This is a genomic window from Corynebacterium glucuronolyticum DSM 44120, assembly GCF_030440595.1.
Classification (GTDB): Bacteria; Actinomycetota; Actinomycetes; order Mycobacteriales; family Mycobacteriaceae; genus Corynebacterium; species Corynebacterium glucuronolyticum.
In genome coordinates, this window is record NZ_CP047452.1 from 2,246,144 (window position 1) to 2,261,880 (window position 15,737).

The following is a 15,737-nucleotide window of genomic DNA, read 5'->3' on the forward strand; positions in this document are numbered from 1 at the left end:
AATCTGGCCTTTAGATCTGGCCCCGACGCTGACGTACGCCGAGGAGCACGATGCCACTCATAATGAGCAGCGATGCAAGCCCCACAGGCAGCCCGATCGGTGCGCCCGTATCAGCAAGCTTCTTCTTGCTCGTCTTCTTCTTTGACGAGCTGGCAGCCTTCTTCGTGGTGCTCTTCTTCCCCACAGAGATGCGCGGCTTCTTCTGCTGCGCCATACGCGTCGACGTCTTCGACTTCGCCTTCGTGGACACCTTCGGCTTACCACCAAGCGATGCGGCCTTCGTCGTCGTCGCGCTCTTGGAGTTGCGGTTGCGCATCTGAGCCAGAGTCAACGATTCACCATTGGGCTGCTTAACAGTGATCTTCGGCTTCTTCTGCTGATGCTTCTGGTTCGCTGCATCGCTCTTACCCTTCGACGGCGATGCGGGCGAGAGGACCTTGTCCACCGCGCCACCAAGAAGTCCGGCACCAAGGCCGCCGACGGTGAGCACGCCGATGACGGAACCAATGATCGCGTCGGTATTCACTGAGCCGGAGGAACCATTAGAACTATGGTCACCAGGCTTTTGCGGATCCGGCACGGTCATGCCGGGTTCAGCGTCGGAACCGCTATCACCTTGGGTACCTGCGGAACCAGAATCTCCATCAGGCTTCGGGTTATTCGGGTTTCCTTCCGGAATGACCGGGTCCTTCGGCTGTGGTTTCCCATCAGACTCGGTGCCTGTGCCTGGCTTAACTTCAGTGGCCGGTTCGTCGGTCTTCGGCTTCGTGGCGTTCGCGTTGTCTGCGCCAGGCTTCGTCTCTGCGGCCGGTTCGTCAGCCTTCGGCTTCGTGACGTTCGCGTTGTCTGCGCCAGGCTTCGTCTCTGCGCCAGGCTTCGTCTCTGCGCCAGGCTTCGTCTCTGCGCCAGGCTTCGTCTCTGCGGCCGGTTCGTCGGTCTTCGGCTTCGTGACGTTCGCGGTGGCCGTCTCCGTAGTTGGGGTAGCTGGGCTGGACTCGGCATCCGCCTTGGGTGCAGCCGCCCTGGCGGCCGTATTCGAGGTGTTGGACTCGGTGCTTGCCGTCGTTGTTTCGGAGGTAGTGGTGGCTGAAGGGGCAGGTGTCGACCCTGAGGTTTCTGTGGACGGGGCTGCAGCACGGTCCGCGAGAGCGCCGATCTCACCCACCGCCGCAGAAAATGCCATAATGCTATTTCCTAGATCCTCAGCAGCGGCTGCCTTATCTGGGGTCGGCTGAGTAGCGGAAGGCTCCGCGGAAGCCGGGCGCTTCTTCAGGATGCCGACCATCGCTTTTTGCTCCCCTGCCCCAAGCTCAAGGGTGAGGGTTGTGGAGTTGTCCTTATTATCCGTCCGGACCAGCGGAACATCCGTGGAACCGGAACGAGTGATCGTCGAAAAGTCCTTGTGCCCAAGACGGTCGGGAGCAACCTCGAGAGCCAGCCCCTTCCAGTCCTCAGCGGAGGTGGTGACCTTCACCTTCTGCCCATTCAGGTCGGGAACAACAAGGGTCAGTGGCTCCGGCTTGCCGTCCTTGGTCAGAGTGACCGTGATCTTCTGGGTCGCCTCCTTATCGGCGCTTACCAGGGTAGACACACCATCAATGTCGAAAGCTGCGGCCTTCTTATCCGTGGCGATTGGCGACTGCTCGTCACCAACCTTCACCCTCACGGTGTACCCCTCGAGACCAGGGACTGTTGCCTCCTTGCCCGGAATGATGCGCCCGTCAGGACCCGTCACACCAGCCAAATCAAGCCAGAAGACGTCCTCCACGTGCTTGTCCGTGCCCTGCTTCGCGTACGCCGCCAGCGCCGGGGCAGGAACCACGACGGCTCCCGTCACCGCTAGTGCAGCTGCCGTCAACGCAGCCAAAGCCTTCTTGTGAGCCATACCTACCTCATTACCTCCATACATTCTCTTCCACTAAACAGGTTAGGGGATAAAGAAACAAACGTAAACAGGAGGGGGTTTGACCTAAAGTAGGGGTATGGACGTAACTATCTACGACGTAGCTGAACGCGCGGGTGTTGCAGCCTCCACCGTTTCCCGGGCTTTTTCCCGGCCAGACCGTGTGAGCTTCAAGACTGCGGAGAAGATTCGACGCGCCGCAGTAGAACTCGGCTACCACCAGGACCTCGAGGTTCGTGCGGGAACCAACCGCAAAACCGAGATCCTTGGGCTTGTCGTAGCGGACATCGCCAATCCCTTCTTCTTAGAACTGGCGCGCGGCGCACAACACGCCGCAGCAACGCACCAAATGCTCGTGGCCACCGTCAACACCAACGAATCCACCGTCCGTGGGCGTACTGCCGTAGACAAGCTCGCACCGTTTGTCGACGGCCTCCTCCTCGCTTCCACCCGCGTCGCCGCCGCCGACATCCAAAAGATTGCCCGTGGCATCCCCACCGTTGTCTGCAACCGCCCGGTTCAGGGCGTACCCAGCGTCCTCGTAGACAACCACGACGGCGCCCTCAAAGCCATGCTCCACCTCGAAGCCCACGGCTGCACCACCGTCACCTACCTCGCCGGCCCCGAAGGCGCCTGGGCCGACGGCATGCGCTGGCGCGGAGTCATCGACGCTGTCAACGCACCCGACCGCGACTACGGACGTGGCCTCCAACCAACGGCCAAGCAAACAGAGCAACTAGCGCGCATCCAAGTTCGGCAACTGCGCATGGATCAGCCCACAATCACCGGCGGGCGACGTGCGTTTGAGATTTGGAAGGAAAACCCCTCCGACGCCGTCATCTGCTACAACGACCTCGCCGCCATCGGCTTCATCAAAGGCGCCCAGGCACACGGCATCCAGGTGCCTGACGACGTCAAGGTCATCGGCTTCGACAACACCGAAATGACCGTGGTCAACTCCCCCACACTCACCACAGTGGCAGGCCCTCTGCGCACCGTCGGCCGCGTCGCCGCTGCCAACCTCATCGCCCTGATTGAGGGCATGAACGTTCCCCTATCCAAGCCCCGTCGCCTGCCCACCCGGCTCATCGTCCGCGAATCGACAGGGCCTGTCATATCCTAAACCTCGGCCCCGGGCGGATCGGCCACGCCTTTTCTATATTCCGTAATTGCGCAAGCGGAAAAGGCCTCTTCGCATTCCGCCTCAGGACAGCGCGCAGATTATCCACCCATGCCGGATCCCTAAAACCGTTCTTATCCAGGCGAAAAGCATTGATGCCCAGCGTCCCCAGTTCATGCTGACGTTCCATATCATCCTGCGCCGCATCAGCCGGGGCCACACCATGCAAACCCCTATATTTCCCCTGGCCGTCATACTCCACAGCCACAGACTCATCACGGAACAACAAATCCGGCCGCGCTATGAACCTTCCCGTTACATCCAGCACCTTCGGCTGAACCAGCGGCGCAGGAAAATCATTCACATACAGCTCCAACCGCACCAACGACTCCCGCACCGACTCCGCGCCCGGATGGGAAAGAAAACACGCAATCCGCGCAGCCTTCGTTCCGCGCAGACGCCCCTCCTGCTCACCTAGCAAACGAAGAACCTCATCCCAGTTCACCAGGTTCCGCCGTCGCGCATCATCCATCGCAACTACCGCTTCCCGTACACCGTGCCACCGGGCAATATCCAGCAACGCCGTGGCTAGGCTGCACTCCAAATACGGAGGCTCCTCATTCTGGAGAACCTCCCGCGTCCCCAGAGCCCCCAACCTATGCACTACGGTCTCCCCAGGTGTCTGTCCTTTCGAACCATGACACCGCAAAAACTCTATCTCCGCAGGTGGGGTGAGAAGCGCCACCGAGGACCGCTCGGCCACGGACTTCCCCGCCAGGATCAAACCCGGGAACTTCTTCGACAGCGACTCCGCCGTAAGATCGCGACGAAGCTTCTCCATACGTCTTTTCTTCTCCCAACTGTTTTCTGCCTGCTCATAAAACGGCACCCCCTGATAATGCACAATTCCCTCCCAGGTCCTCCCGATGTTTTCTCTTTTTCCAAAGTTAAACACATTCCGGGGAGTTCCGCTGTGCAAGGTGTGGTTTTTCGGCACGGCTGGCTGGGTCTGCGGGGTTTGGGTGCACGGGTTTGGGTGCGCGGGGTTTGGGTGCGCGGAACCCGCGTGCTCGGGATCGCTAACTCGACAAATCCCCCCAAAACCGACCCAATTACGCAGTTAAGGGATCTAGCCGTACGCGCAAGCCCGAGCCTGCACACCACCTACACCACGCACACCCCAGCCCAGGATCGCTAACTCAACAAATCCCCCCAAAACCGACCCAATTACGCAGTTAAGGGATCCAGCCATACGCGCAAGCCCGAGCCCGCACACCACCCACACCATGCACACCCCAACCCAGGATCGCTAACTCAACAAATCCCCCCAAAACCGACCCAATTACACAGTTAAGGGATCCAGCCATACGCGCAAGCCCGAGCCCGCACACCACCCACACCATGCACACCCCAACCCAGGATCGCTAACTCAACAAATCCCCCCAAAACCGACCCAATTACGCAGTTAAGGGATCTAGCCGGGAGGGAAAAGCTCCTACACGAATACGGAGATGCCCATCACAACCACGAGGCCGACGATGGAGTTGCAGAGCTGGAGGAGACCCCACGTCTTGAGAGTGTCCTTGACGGAGAGGTCGAAGTATCCCTTGAACAGCCAGAAGGAGGCATCGTTGACGTGGGTGAAAGTGTTGGAACCGGCAGCCGTGGCGACGACAAGGAGGGCAGGGTTCGCGGCGGTAATGGTGCCCGTCACCGGATCCATGAGCGCTGCGGAGATGATGCCAGTGGCGGTCATGGCAGAAACCACGCCTTGGCCGGTGGCAAGGCGGATGAGGACGGTAATTGCCCAGGCCATGATGTAGGGCGAGATGCTCGTCGCGGTCATGAGGGAGCCGATGAAGCTCACCCACTCGTAGGCAGCAGAATCCTCGCTGATGAAGGCCTTGGTGATCGTGGCGGAGATCATCACGATTGCGGGGATGAGGGGGACGAATAGGGAGAGGGCGAAGCTTGGGCGCTGGTCGGCGGGGATGTCCTCGTCGGGACGCATGAGTTTGGGGACGGGGCGGTCGAGGTAGCCGAGGAAGCGGGGCAGCACCCAGCCGGTGATGATGACGGTGGGGATGGCGACGATGAGGGCGTAGATGTAGACCATGCCGGTGTCGGCACCGTAGGCGTCGACAAGAGCGACGGGGCCAGGCTGTGGCGGGAAGAGGGAGTGCGCCGTGGTGGTGGCGGCCACTGCGGGAATTGCGATCTTGAGGAACGGGACCTTGGCTTCCACCGCGACGGCGATGATGAGCGGGGCGAGGATGATGAAGGCGACCTCGTAGAACATCGCCAGGCCGAAGACGAGGCCGACGATGACCATGGCCACCTTGACCTTGCCTACGCCGAATTTCTCGATGAGGGTGTCGGCAAGCCGGGTGGCGGCACCGGAGTCCACCATGAGTTTGCCGATCACTGCGCCGAAGACGACGATGATTGCCAGCGAGCCGAGGGTGGAGCCGAATCCGGTTTGGATTGTCTCCAAGAGCTCCGCCGGCCCCATTCGCTCCAGGAAGCCGATCGTCAGAGCCGCAATGAGGAGCGACACCATGGCGTTGACCTTGAATTTCATGTTGAGCACCAGCATGAGAGCGATGCCAAGTACGACCCCCATAATGTGCATATTTTGGACCATATGTAGTTCCGGCGACATAAAGAAACGACCTTTGTGTTATTTCTGCAGGTCAAAATATTTCAGTGACTTGAGCCACACAGCAACTGTTGGCAACTACGCGGCTATGCCGCGTTCTCCCAGCTAGGTTGAAGGCATGAACACGCATCCCGCATACAATCCTGATCGCCTGTTCCCCGCAGATCCGGGGACGCGCGACATTGCCCGACGCCTGTACCTTTACGTGGAGGATATGCCCATCGTGAGCCCGCACGGACACCTGGACCCGCAGATGTTCGTCGACAACACGGCGTTCCCGAACCCCACCAAGCTTTTGATCAGCCCCGATCACTACCTCACCCGCGTGCTGCACTCCGCCGGCATCGACATGGAGGAACTCCAAGTCGGTGGGCACGAAGGCAAGGGTCCGCGACACGCCTGGCGCCTGTTCTGCGAGAACTGGGACCTCTACGCCGGCACCGCCACGGGGTACTGGGTCGAGCAGGAGTTTGCCCACGTCTTCGGCATTGATCCCTCCCGGATCTGCTCGGAGCAGGCAGATTCGCTTTACGACGATCTCAGCGAGGTTCTGGCTCAGCCCGACTTCCGCCCGCGCGAGCTCGCAGACACATTTAAGCTCGACGTCCTGGCCACCACCGACGATCCGCTCGATGACCTCGAGGCACACGCCACCCTGCGCACCGATGCTTCCTTCACCCCGCGCGTGCTCCCCACGTTCCGCCCCGATGCCTACACCAAGATGTACAACCCGGGTTTCAAGGGGAACGTCGAAAAGCTCATCGATACTGCGGGCGACGGAAAGACCGGCTACGAGGGCTACCTGCAGGCCATGCGGAACCGCCGCCAGTACTTCATCGACCACGGTGCAGTGAGCACCGACCACGGCATCCACAACTGCCAAACCCAGCCACTTTCTGCTGCTGGGGCGCAGGAACTGCTGGATAAGGGGATGCGCGGCGAAGCCACCTTCGAGGAGGCACTGGCCTTCGAGGGGAACATGACCTACCGCTTCGCGGAGATGAGCCAGGACGACGGCCTCGTCATGACGATCCACCCCGGCGTCTACCGCAACAGCTCGCCTTCGGCGCTAAAGAAGTTTGGCCCCGACACCGGCCACGATGTCCCCTTCGCACTGGACTACATCAACGGCCTGCAGCCGCTGCTCGCGGACTTCGGCGAGAACCCGGACTTCCACTTCGTCATGTTCACCATGGACGAGACGGCATTCTCCCGCGAGATCGCCCCAATCGCCGGCTACTACCCCGCCGCCTACGTGGGCGCGCCGTGGTGGTTCATCGACGAGATCGATGCCATGAAACGCTTCCGCGCCGCCACGACCGGCACGACAGGATTCTCCCGCTATTCGGGATTCATTGATGATACCCGCGCCTACTGCTCCATCCCCGCACGTCACGATACGTCGCGCCGCGTGGAGGCAGGCTACCTCGCACGTCTCGTTGCCGAGCACCGCCTGACGGAGGATCGTGCAGCGGACATCATCGTAGACCTTATTGACAATTCACCCAGGAGGGTATTCAAGCTATGAGCACACTCGTACACCTCGGACTAGGTGCCTTCCACCGCGCCCACCAGGTCTGGTACACACACGAGGCGGACCCGGATTGGAACTACGTCTCCTTCACCGGCCGCTCTGCCCGCATGAGCGACCTGCTCACCGCGCAGGACAACAAGTACATGCTGGTCACCCGTTCTAAGGACGGCGACACCTTTGATCTCATTGAGACGATTACGGAAACGCAGCCCGCTGCCAACGTGGAGCGCCTGATGGAGCTCATGGCTAGCTCCGACGTGAAGGTGGTCACCCTCACGATTACCGAGGCCGGCTACGACGACACCTCGGACAACTCCGCGCCCCAGAGGATTGCGAAGGGGCTCACCGCCCGCAAGGCCTCCGGTGCCGGCCCGATCGCGATCATGAGCTGCGACAACGTCTCCGGAAACGGGGAAAAGTGCAAGCAGGCCGTCTATGCCGTGGCAGACGACGAGCTGAAGGCGTGGATGGACGAGAACGTCACCTTCCCCACCACGTCCATCGACAGGATCACCCCCGCCACCACCGATGAGCTCATCGAGCTGGTGAAAAAGGAGACCGGCTTTGCGGATAAGGCACCGGTTGTCACCGAGCCGTTTGCCAGCTGGGTTATCGAGGGCGAATTCCCCGCAGGCCGCCCGAACTGGGAAAAGGCCGGCGTGGAGTTCGTTGAGGATATCGAGCCCTTCGAGCACCGCAAGCTGTGGCTACTTAACGGTTCCCACTCGCTCATGGCCTACTACGGGCAGCTCAAGGGGCACGAGACCGTCGCCGACGCGATCTGCGATCCCGACGTGCACGAGAAGGTAGAAGCCCTGTGGGACGAGGCCGCTCAGGGCCTGCCCATGGATGTGACCGACTACCGCGCCAGCCTCATCGAGCGCTTTGAAAACCCGAACATCCGCCACAACCTCGCGCAGATCGCCATCGACGGTGCGACGAAGCAGCAGAACCGCGCGGTACCGATCTACGGCATCGCCCACGGCGACGGCGCTGCATTCTCCATCGCCGCGTGGATCGTCTACTGCCTGACGACCGAGGACATAAAGGACACCCGCGCCGACGAGATCAACGAAGCGAAGGGACAGTCCGATCCGGTCCAGGCTCTGTGCCAGGTGCTTGGCATCGATGCCGACGAGAAGATCCGCGCACACGTAGAGAAGATCCAGAATGCTTAAGCCTCAGCAAAATGAAACCCGCGACCTGCTGCCCCTCGATGGGTTCTGGCAGTTCTCCCTCGACGGGACGAACTATGACCGCGAGATGGCCGTACCGGGCTCCGTCAACGACGTGTTCGCCGATTCTGAGGTCCGCGACCACGTGGGCGTCTACTACTACAAGCGGGAGATCTTCATCCCCCGCTCCTTCACCGACAAGGTCAGCCTCCGCTTCGGGTCTGCTACCCACCACGCTGTCGTGCGCGTAAATGGCGAGGAGGTGGGCCGTCACAAGGGTGGCTACCTGCCGTTCGAGTGCGACATCACCGAGCGTGTCACCCCGGGCACGACGTGCGAGGTCATCGTCGAGGTGGACAACCGCCTGGACATGACGTGCATCCCTCCGGGCGAGATCGTGGAGCTTCCGGACGGTCGCCTGCGTCAGGAGTATATGCACGACTTCTACAACTACACGGGCATTCACCGCACCATCTACCTGGTAAACAAGCCGGAGCGCCACGTGTGCGATGTGCGCATCGTTGCTGGGATGGACGGCGTGTGCCACTACGAGGTCACGCAGTCCGCCCCGGGCGATGTCCGGGTGACCATCGAAGAGGCCGAGGTCACGGGTACTGGTGACAAGGGAACACTCACCGTCGACAAGCCCACACTGTGGGCCCCCGGCGAGGGTAACCTGTACACCCTGCGGATCGAGCTTCTCGACGGCGAGTCGGTCGTCGACTACTACCGTGAGCAGTTCGGCTTCCGCACCGTCGAGGTGAGGGGACACGAGTTCCTCATCAACGGCAAACCCTTCTACTTCACAGGCTTCGGCATGCACGAGGACCATGAGACGCTGGGCAAGGCACACAACGACGTGTCCGTACAGCGCGACATGGAGCTCCTCCACTGGATCGGTGCAAACTCCCTGCGCACCAGCCACTACCCCTACGCAGAGGAGTGGATGGACTACTGCGACAGGCACGGTATCGTCGTCATCGACGAGACCCCGGCCGTGGGCCTCAACATGGCCGTCGCCGGCGGCATCCTCGGCACCACCGCCAAGAAGACGTACAGCCCCGAGAGCGTCAATGAGAAGACGCAGGCGCACCACGCGGACACCATCCGCGAGCTCATCGCCCGCGATAAGAACCGCCCCAGCGTGGTGCTGTGGTCCATCGCCAACGAGCCGGACACGACTGACCCCGACTCCCGCGCCTACTTCGAACCCCTGGCCAAGCTCGCGCGCGAGTGCGACCCGACCCGCCCCATCGGCTACGTCAACGTCATGACCAGCCCCTACGACAAGTGCCAAATCACTGACCTGTTCGATGTCATGATGATCAACCGCTACTACGGCTGGTACGTCGACGCCGGCGACCTTGAGACCGCGAAGCAGCACTTCACAGAGGAGCTCGCCGGCTGGGTCGAGAGATTCGGCGACAAGCCGATCATCATCACCGAGTACGGAGCGGATACCGTCTCTGGCCTGCACTCACTGTACAATTCCCTGTTTACCGAGGATTATCAGGTTGCCTACTTGGAGGCGAACTCTGAGGTCTTCGACAACTGTGACAATGTCATCGGCGAGCACATGTGGAACTTCGCCGACTTCCAAACCAAACCGGGTTACGCCCGCGTCGACGGCAACAAGAAGGGTGCATTCACCCGGGACCGTCGTCCCAAGGCCGCCGCCCGCTACCTACGAAACAGGTGGACAAATGAAAACAAGTAAAGTTTTCAGCTACGCGCTCGGCGACGTAGCCAACAACCTCTCCTTCATGATGACCTCCATGTTCCTCATGGTCTTCATGACGGACATTGCCGGCCTCTCCGCCGGCGTCGCCGGCACCATCTACGGCGTAACCAAGGTGTGGGCAGGCTTTACAGACCTGTTCAGTGGACAAATGGTGGACCGCTTCGACACCCGCTGGGGTCGCCTGCGCCCGTGGATCCTCTTCGGCTCCACACCACTGGCTATTGTCTTCGTGCTGCTGTTCTCCGTGCCCGCAGGGCTTGGACCGACAGCAACCGTCGCCTGGATCTTCCTCTTCGATGCCGCCTTCCAGCTCGCCTACTCGCTGGTGAACATCCCCTACGGCTCTCTATCTGCCGCAATGACGCAGGACCCCGTCGACCGATCCAAGCTGTCCGGCGCCCGCGCCATCGCCTCTGCGGTCACCGGTGTCGCCCTCTCGGCTGTCATCTCCCCGCAGTTCCAGGACACCACCGCTGATGGCGTACGCCTGAAGTTCACTATCACCTGCGCCATCCTCGGTGTCATTGCCATCATCTTGTACCTCATCTGCTTCGCCAACGCGAGGGAGGTCGTGCCGCGCAGTGGTGAGAAGATCAACATGCGCAAGACCTTCAAGATGATTGGCCAGAACCGCCCGCTCATCACCCTCTGCCTCGGCGCATTCTTCCTTCTCGGCGCCATGTTCACCATGAACGCCGTGGGCATCTACTACGCCCGCTACGTCATCGGCAATGCCGGCTGGTTCACCTACCTCATGCTCGCGCAGACCGTGGGCACGGTTCTCATCGCCAGCTTCGTTCCGCAAATCACGGCTCGCATGGGCAAGCGCAACGGCTACATGGCTGCTGGTGTGGTCGCCATCGCCGGCTACCTCATCATCTTCTTCATGCCCGGTGGCTCCCTGCCGATGGCAATCATCGCCTGGTTCCTCCTCGGTGTGGGCACGGGTGGCACCAACTCCCTCATGTTCTCCATGCAGGCGGACACCGTGGACTACGGCGAGTGGAAGTCCGGAACCCGTGCAGAGGGCGGCTCGTACTCCATCCTCTCCTTCATCCGCAAGTGTGGCCAGGGCATCGGCGGCTGGATCGGCGGCGCTGTCATCGGCGCCTTCGGTTACGTTGCCAAGGCCGATACCCAGTCTGTGGAGGCCCTCCAGGGCATTCGCATCGCCACCGGTGCTGTCCCCGCGGTCCTTGCGGTACTCGCCATCGTGGTCATGTTCTTCTACCGCCTCGATGTGGATACCCACACCGGCATCGTCAACGATCTGAACAAGCGCCGCACACAGAAGGCTGTGGCCACCCACGCCGGTGTCCCCGCAGAGCGCGTCATCACGGATAACAGTGGCGACGGCCGTAACCTGCGGATGCGCCGGGAGGGCGAACACCTCCCACCGGTGGTCACCGTCTTTGGCCAGCGTGGTTCCGGCGCCTCGGAGATCGCCCCGGCCCTTGCTGAGCGCCTCGGCGTTCCCTACGTCCAGCAGGCCTTCAGCTCGAAGACCCTGTCTCAGGTGGACCGCGACGCGCTCATCAGCGACAGTGCCTTCAGCCGCTGGATGCGGTCTGTGTCCTCGCATGACGATGCCGCCGGCATCGCCGCAGACCGGAAGATCGCCTCTGATAACACCGCCTTCGTGCTGGAGGCCGTCAACGACGGTGGTGTGCTGCTCGGCCGCAACGGTGCGCTCGTGTTGCGCCACGTGGTCGGCGCCCTGCACATCCGCCTCGTCGCACCCTTGGGCAAGCGCGTGGAGCGCGTCATGTACAAGACGGGTTTGAACGCCGCTGAGGCGGAGGAGCAGTGCCACGCAGAGGATCGGATCCGTACTGAGATGGCGCGCGCCCTCTACCAGTGGGATCCGAACTCCGATGAGTCCTACGACCTCGTCCTCAACACGTCCAGTGTGACCTACGAGCAGATCGTGGAGATCATCGCCGACGTCTACTACGACAAGTACCCCGAAGCGCAGCAAGAACGCTAACGGCTAGTACGCGTCACAAGGGCACCTTCGGGTGCCCTTTTCTTATCCGCTCAACCTTCTGCCCGAGCCTCAACTCGACCAGAGCTGGACGAATACTGAGCACGAATACTAGGCACGTTGAGCCTAGGTTACAGCTTTTCACCTACACTTGGGCACATGACGAAACGACTTGAACAGGGCGATCCCGCCCCCACCTTTACCCTGGCCGACGCTACCGGAAAGGACGTGAGCCTGCCCAAGAAAGGCACGGTCATCGTGTACTTCTACCCGCGCGCCAACACCCCAGGGTGCACGACGGAGGCCTGCGACTTTCGCGACAACATCGAGTCCTTGGGGCTGCCGGTCTACGGCATCTCACCCGATAAGCCGGAAAAGCTTGCGAAGTTTATCAATGACCACGGCCTGAACTTCACGCTACTGTCCGATCCGGACCACGAGGTGGCCACCGCGTACGGCGCATATGGCGAAAAGAACAACTACGGCAAGAAGACGATGGGCATCATCCGCTCCACGTTCTACGTGGTTGACGGCGTGATCGAACACGCCTGGTACAACGTGCGGGCCAAGGGTCACGTGGACCGCGTCCGCCGCGATCTGGGCCTGTGACAACTTCTGGCAACAACTAGATTAGCGGGCACGTTCCGGGCGAAACTGGAGACATGAAGATCACGAAAGCCGACGTGTACGTATTCTCCACGTCCCGTAACTTTGTCACCCTCCGCCTCGAAACCGAGGACGGTGTCGTCGGTGTAGGCGACGCCACCCTCAACGGCCGTGAGCTCGCCGTCGCGCACTACCTCAAGGATCACGTGTGCCAGCTGCTCGTCGGCCGCGATGCCCAGAACATCGAAGACACCTGGCAGTTCCTCTACCGCTCCTGCTACTGGCGCCGTGGCCCCGTCACGATGGCCGCCATCGCCGCCGTGGACATGGCCCTGTGGGACATCAAGGGCAAGGTCGCCAACATGCCGGTCTACCAGCTGCTCGGTGGTGCCTGCCGCAAGGGCGCTCGCGCCTACGGCCACGCTTCCGGCACCGATCTGGAGAGCCTGTTCGACTCCATCCGCTACGAGATGGACCTCGGCTACACCATGATCCGCGTCCAGACATCCGTGCCGGGCATCAACAAGCTGTACGGCGTTGCCGCTCAGGATCAGTCCTCCGGCATGCGCTACGACTTCGAGCCCGCCAACCGTGGCGATTGGCCCGTCGAGGAGGACTGGGACTCCGCCGCCTACATGCGCCACGTTCCCACCGTTTTCGAGGCCGTGCGCAACGAGTTCGGCCCGGAGCTGCCCCTCCTGCACGATGGCCACAACCGCCTCACCCCGCGTGAGGCCGCACAGTTTGCCAAGTCCCTCGAGCCGTACAATCTGTTCTGGCTGGAGGATGTCACCCTCGGCGAGAACCAGGAGAACCTCCGCTACGTGCGCCAGCAGTCCACCACCCCGCTGGCCATCGGCGAGGTGTTCAACTCGGTGTACGACATCAAGGATCTCATTGACAATCAGCTCATTGACTACGTCCGCTGCGCCACCACCCACTTCGGCGGCATCACCCCGCTGAAGAAGGTCATGGCACAGGCCGAGCCGTACCAGATCAAGTCTGGCTTCCACGGACCTACGGACGTGTCCCCCATCGGCTTCGCCGCCGAGCTGCACCTGGACATCAACATCCACAACTACGGCGCACAGGAGTACATGACGCACTCCAAGGAAACCCTCGAGGTCTTCGAGACGTCCATGACCTTCGAAAACGGCTTCCTGCACCCGGGTGACAAGCCCGGCCTCGGCGTGGAATTCCACCCGGAGATCGCCGAGAAGTTCCCCTACGAGCAGGCGTACCTTCCCTACAACAGGCTTGCCGACGGGACGGTGCACAACTGGTAATGCACATCGTCGTCATGGGTGTGAGTGGCTGTGGGAAGTCAACTATCGGCCACGACCTCGCCGCCCGGCTAGGTATTGAGTACAAGGACGGAGACGAGCTGCACCCGAAGGAAAACATTGACAAGATGTCCTCGGGCATACCGCTCACCGACGAGGATCGAGCCCCCTGGCTCACGCTCGTCGGCGAGTGGCTGCACGAACGCGCAGACGGTGTCATCGCCTGCTCCGCTCTGAAGCGCTCCTACCGAGACATCATCCGCGCGGCGGCCCCAGACACGTTCTTTGTGCACCTCCACGGGAGCTACACCGTGCACCTCTCACGGGTGACCTGTCGGGAGGGCCACTTCATGCCCTCCTCTCTGCTGGACAGCCAGATGGCCACCCTCGAGATGCTTTGCGACGACGAGCCTGGCGTGCTCATCGACATCGACCAGCCCGTCGACGACATCGTTGAAGCCGCCTACCAGGCCGTACAGTAGACAAAAAGATGCCCCGCTCACGCTGTGAGCGGGGCATACGTCTATCTACTTACTTATCCTCGAGCCACGCGGTGAGGCGCTTAATCTCCTTGCGCTTCTTCGAGGTTCGCGCAAGCGATGCGATAAGTCCCACGACAATGACGGCACCTGCTGCTGCGAGGATCGCCTGAACCTGCGGTTCCTTTGCGCGGGCGGTGAGTTGAGCCTTCGTATCGTCGACAAGCGCCTCCGGCTTCGTGCGTGCCGCAAGCTGATCAAGAGTAGAAGCGAGGTGCGCGCGAGTGCGGTCGATGTCTGCCTGAATGTCATCGAGGGAACGAGCCATGAAAATAAATCCTTACATCACTTTTGTTTACGTTGTCTCAGTTTACACAGGTTTCTCGCCCAGCAGAGACTGCATCTCATCCATCTCCGCGAGCTGCTGATCCTTCATGTGCTGCGCCAGCTCGCGCAGTGGCTCATAGCCGCCGTTTTTGACCAAGTTACCCAGCTCCTTGATGGCACCCTCGTGGTGAAGATACATAAGGCGCAGGAAGAGACGTTCCATGCCAGCACCCGTGGAGTTGCGCAATTCGTCCATCTGCTGCTGGCTGATCATGCCCATGGAGAGGTGGTCGGCGTGGGAGCGCATAAGCTCCTGCTGATTCCACTCACTGGCGAGGTGGTTCATGTATTCGATCTCACGGGACTGGGTTGTCTGGATCCGTTGCGCAAGATCCTTGGTCTCTGGGCTAATCGACGGATCCGCCAGGACCATATCCGACATGTCCACCGCCTGCTGGTGGTGCGGCACCATGAGCGCAAGGAATAGCACGTCGACCATGTTGGCCTCGGCCGGCATCGAGCCGCTGCGCGTAAAGCCGGCGACCTCGGAGGGATTACCCTGCCCTGACATCTGCGCGCAGCCAGTGGCACAGGTCAACACAACGAGGGCAGTAGCTACGAGGCGTTTCACCTCAGCGCTTCACGGCGCGCTTGGATGAGCGACCGGAGCTTTTCCACCTGCTTCTTATCGCGCCTCTTCGTCACCACCGTGGCGACGATAACGACACCGAGAGCCGCCACCCCCAGGAGGATCTTCTTCTGGAAGTCCTCGTTTTTCACCTTCGCCTGCGCAAGCGATGCAAACTGCTGGCCGGCCTTCTTCGGTGAGGCCTCCTCGACCAGCTTGTCCAGCGTGCGGGCTAGTTCTTCGCGGTGACGGGCAATGTCGCGCTCAATATCGTGAATGTCTCGTGCCATGCCTATCA

At 61.2% G+C, this 15,737-nt stretch carries 14 protein-coding genes; 8 read left to right on the plus strand and 6 right to left on the minus strand.

All coding sequences use genetic code 11. From position 1 onward, the window contains the following. Positions 1–10: 10 nt before the first annotated feature. A complete protein-coding gene (locus CGLUCO_RS10095; protein WP_084036095.1) occupies positions 11–1,885 on the minus strand; it encodes a hypothetical protein in 1,875 nt (624 codons plus the stop codon). A 97-nt stretch (positions 1,886–1,982) separates the two neighbouring features. Here CGLUCO_RS10095 and CGLUCO_RS10100 point away from each other — a divergent pair, with 97 nt between their 5' ends. After that, complete coding sequence (locus tag CGLUCO_RS10100; protein ID WP_005389004.1) at positions 1,983–3,026, plus strand: LacI family DNA-binding transcriptional regulator; 1,044 nt, start codon at positions 1,983–1,985, stop codon at positions 3,024–3,026. On the opposite strand, the gene CGLUCO_RS10105 is transcribed toward CGLUCO_RS10100, so the two are convergent. Together CGLUCO_RS10105 and CGLUCO_RS10110 are read right to left on the minus strand one after the other, a co-directional pair. Next, positions 3,016–4,020, minus strand: a complete 1,005-nt coding sequence (locus CGLUCO_RS10105) for a putative endonuclease domain-containing protein (RefSeq protein ID WP_234985025.1) — start codon at positions 4,018–4,020, stop codon at positions 3,016–3,018. The genes CGLUCO_RS10100 and CGLUCO_RS10105 overlap by 11 nt on opposite strands. A 498-nt stretch (positions 4,021–4,518) precedes the next feature. Beyond that, positions 4,519–5,646: a gluconate:H+ symporter gene (locus tag CGLUCO_RS10110; protein ID WP_232621984.1), complete on the minus strand. Its 1,128-nt coding sequence runs from the start codon at positions 5,644–5,646 to the stop codon at positions 4,519–4,521. A 154-nt stretch (positions 5,647–5,800) separates the two neighbouring features. Between CGLUCO_RS10110 and uxaC the strand changes: the two genes are divergently transcribed. From uxaC to CGLUCO_RS10145, 7 genes are all read left to right on the plus strand, one after another. Beyond that, positions 5,801–7,210 carry a glucuronate isomerase gene (uxaC, locus tag CGLUCO_RS10115; RefSeq protein WP_084036097.1) on the plus strand — a complete coding sequence of 470 codons (1,410 nt, stop codon included), beginning with the start codon at positions 5,801–5,803 and terminating at the stop codon, positions 7,208–7,210. Then, positions 7,207–8,394, plus strand: a complete 1,188-nt coding sequence (locus tag CGLUCO_RS10120; RefSeq protein WP_198481476.1) for a mannitol dehydrogenase family protein — start codon at positions 7,207–7,209, stop codon at positions 8,392–8,394. The genes uxaC and CGLUCO_RS10120 overlap by 4 nt, the downstream gene beginning before the upstream one ends. After that, positions 8,387–10,108 (plus strand): beta-glucuronidase, encoded by a 1,722-nt coding sequence (gene uidA, locus CGLUCO_RS10125; protein WP_084036099.1) that lies wholly within the window; start codon positions 8,387–8,389, stop codon positions 10,106–10,108. Before CGLUCO_RS10120 ends, uidA begins: the two co-directional genes overlap by 8 nt. After that, a complete protein-coding gene (locus CGLUCO_RS10130; protein WP_084036100.1) occupies positions 10,095–12,119 on the plus strand; it encodes a cytidylate kinase family protein in 2,025 nt (674 codons plus the stop codon). Before uidA ends, CGLUCO_RS10130 begins: the two co-directional genes overlap by 14 nt. A gap of 156 nt (positions 12,120–12,275) precedes the next feature. Continuing rightward, positions 12,276–12,725, plus strand: a complete 450-nt coding sequence (locus CGLUCO_RS10135) for a peroxiredoxin (protein WP_005388997.1) — start codon at positions 12,276–12,278, stop codon at positions 12,723–12,725. 53 nt (positions 12,726–12,778) lie between these two features. Next, positions 12,779–14,008, plus strand: a complete 1,230-nt coding sequence (manD, locus tag CGLUCO_RS10140; RefSeq protein WP_005388996.1) for a D-mannonate dehydratase ManD — start codon at positions 12,779–12,781, stop codon at positions 14,006–14,008. Continuing rightward, a complete protein-coding gene (locus tag CGLUCO_RS10145) occupies positions 14,008–14,487 on the plus strand; it encodes a gluconokinase (RefSeq protein WP_005394329.1) in 480 nt (159 codons plus the stop codon). The genes manD and CGLUCO_RS10145 overlap by 1 nt, the downstream gene beginning before the upstream one ends. A 49-nt stretch (positions 14,488–14,536) precedes the next feature. Here the strand turns inward: CGLUCO_RS10145 and CGLUCO_RS10150 are convergent, their stop codons facing one another. Genes CGLUCO_RS10150 through CGLUCO_RS10160 form a run of 3 tightly spaced genes read right to left on the minus strand, consistent with a single transcriptional unit; the run spans position 14,537 to position 15,729 of the window. Then, entirely contained in the window at positions 14,537–14,812 is a 276-nt protein-coding gene (locus tag CGLUCO_RS10150; RefSeq protein WP_005394328.1) for a DUF3618 domain-containing protein, read from the minus strand. Between the two features lie 42 nt (positions 14,813–14,854). Then, entirely contained in the window at positions 14,855–15,442 is a 588-nt protein-coding gene (locus CGLUCO_RS10155) for a DUF305 domain-containing protein (protein ID WP_084036101.1), read from the minus strand. After that, positions 15,439–15,729, minus strand: a complete 291-nt coding sequence (locus CGLUCO_RS10160) for a DUF3618 domain-containing protein (protein ID WP_084036102.1) — start codon at positions 15,727–15,729, stop codon at positions 15,439–15,441. Before CGLUCO_RS10160 ends, CGLUCO_RS10155 begins: the two co-directional genes overlap by 4 nt. Positions 15,730–15,737 lie beyond the last annotated feature (8 nt).

Coding starts and splice junctions, on each gene's coding strand:
- CGLUCO_RS10095 (WP_084036095.1), bottom strand. CDS start 1,885: ATGGCTCACAAGAAGGCTTTGGCTGCGTTGACGGCAGCTGCACTAGCG.
- CGLUCO_RS10100 (WP_005389004.1), top strand. CDS start 1,983: ATGGACGTAACTATCTACGACGTAGCTGAACGCGCGGGTGTTGCAGCC.
- CGLUCO_RS10110 (WP_232621984.1), bottom strand. CDS start 5,646: ATGGGGGTCGTACTTGGCATCGCTCTCATGCTGGTGCTCAACATGAAA.
- uxaC (WP_084036097.1), top strand. CDS start 5,801: ATGAACACGCATCCCGCATACAATCCTGATCGCCTGTTCCCCGCAGAT.
- CGLUCO_RS10120 (WP_198481476.1), top strand. CDS start 7,207: ATGAGCACACTCGTACACCTCGGACTAGGTGCCTTCCACCGCGCCCAC.
- uidA (WP_084036099.1), top strand. CDS start 8,387: ATGCTTAAGCCTCAGCAAAATGAAACCCGCGACCTGCTGCCCCTCGAT.
- CGLUCO_RS10130 (WP_084036100.1), top strand. CDS start 10,095: ATGAAAACAAGTAAAGTTTTCAGCTACGCGCTCGGCGACGTAGCCAAC.
- CGLUCO_RS10135 (WP_005388997.1), top strand. CDS start 12,276: ATGACGAAACGACTTGAACAGGGCGATCCCGCCCCCACCTTTACCCTG.
- manD (WP_005388996.1), top strand. CDS start 12,779: ATGAAGATCACGAAAGCCGACGTGTACGTATTCTCCACGTCCCGTAAC.
- CGLUCO_RS10145 (WP_005394329.1), top strand. CDS start 14,008: ATGCACATCGTCGTCATGGGTGTGAGTGGCTGTGGGAAGTCAACTATC.
- CGLUCO_RS10150 (WP_005394328.1), bottom strand. CDS start 14,812: ATGGCTCGTTCCCTCGATGACATTCAGGCAGACATCGACCGCACTCGC.
- CGLUCO_RS10160 (WP_084036102.1), bottom strand. CDS start 15,729: ATGGCACGAGACATTCACGATATTGAGCGCGACATTGCCCGTCACCGC.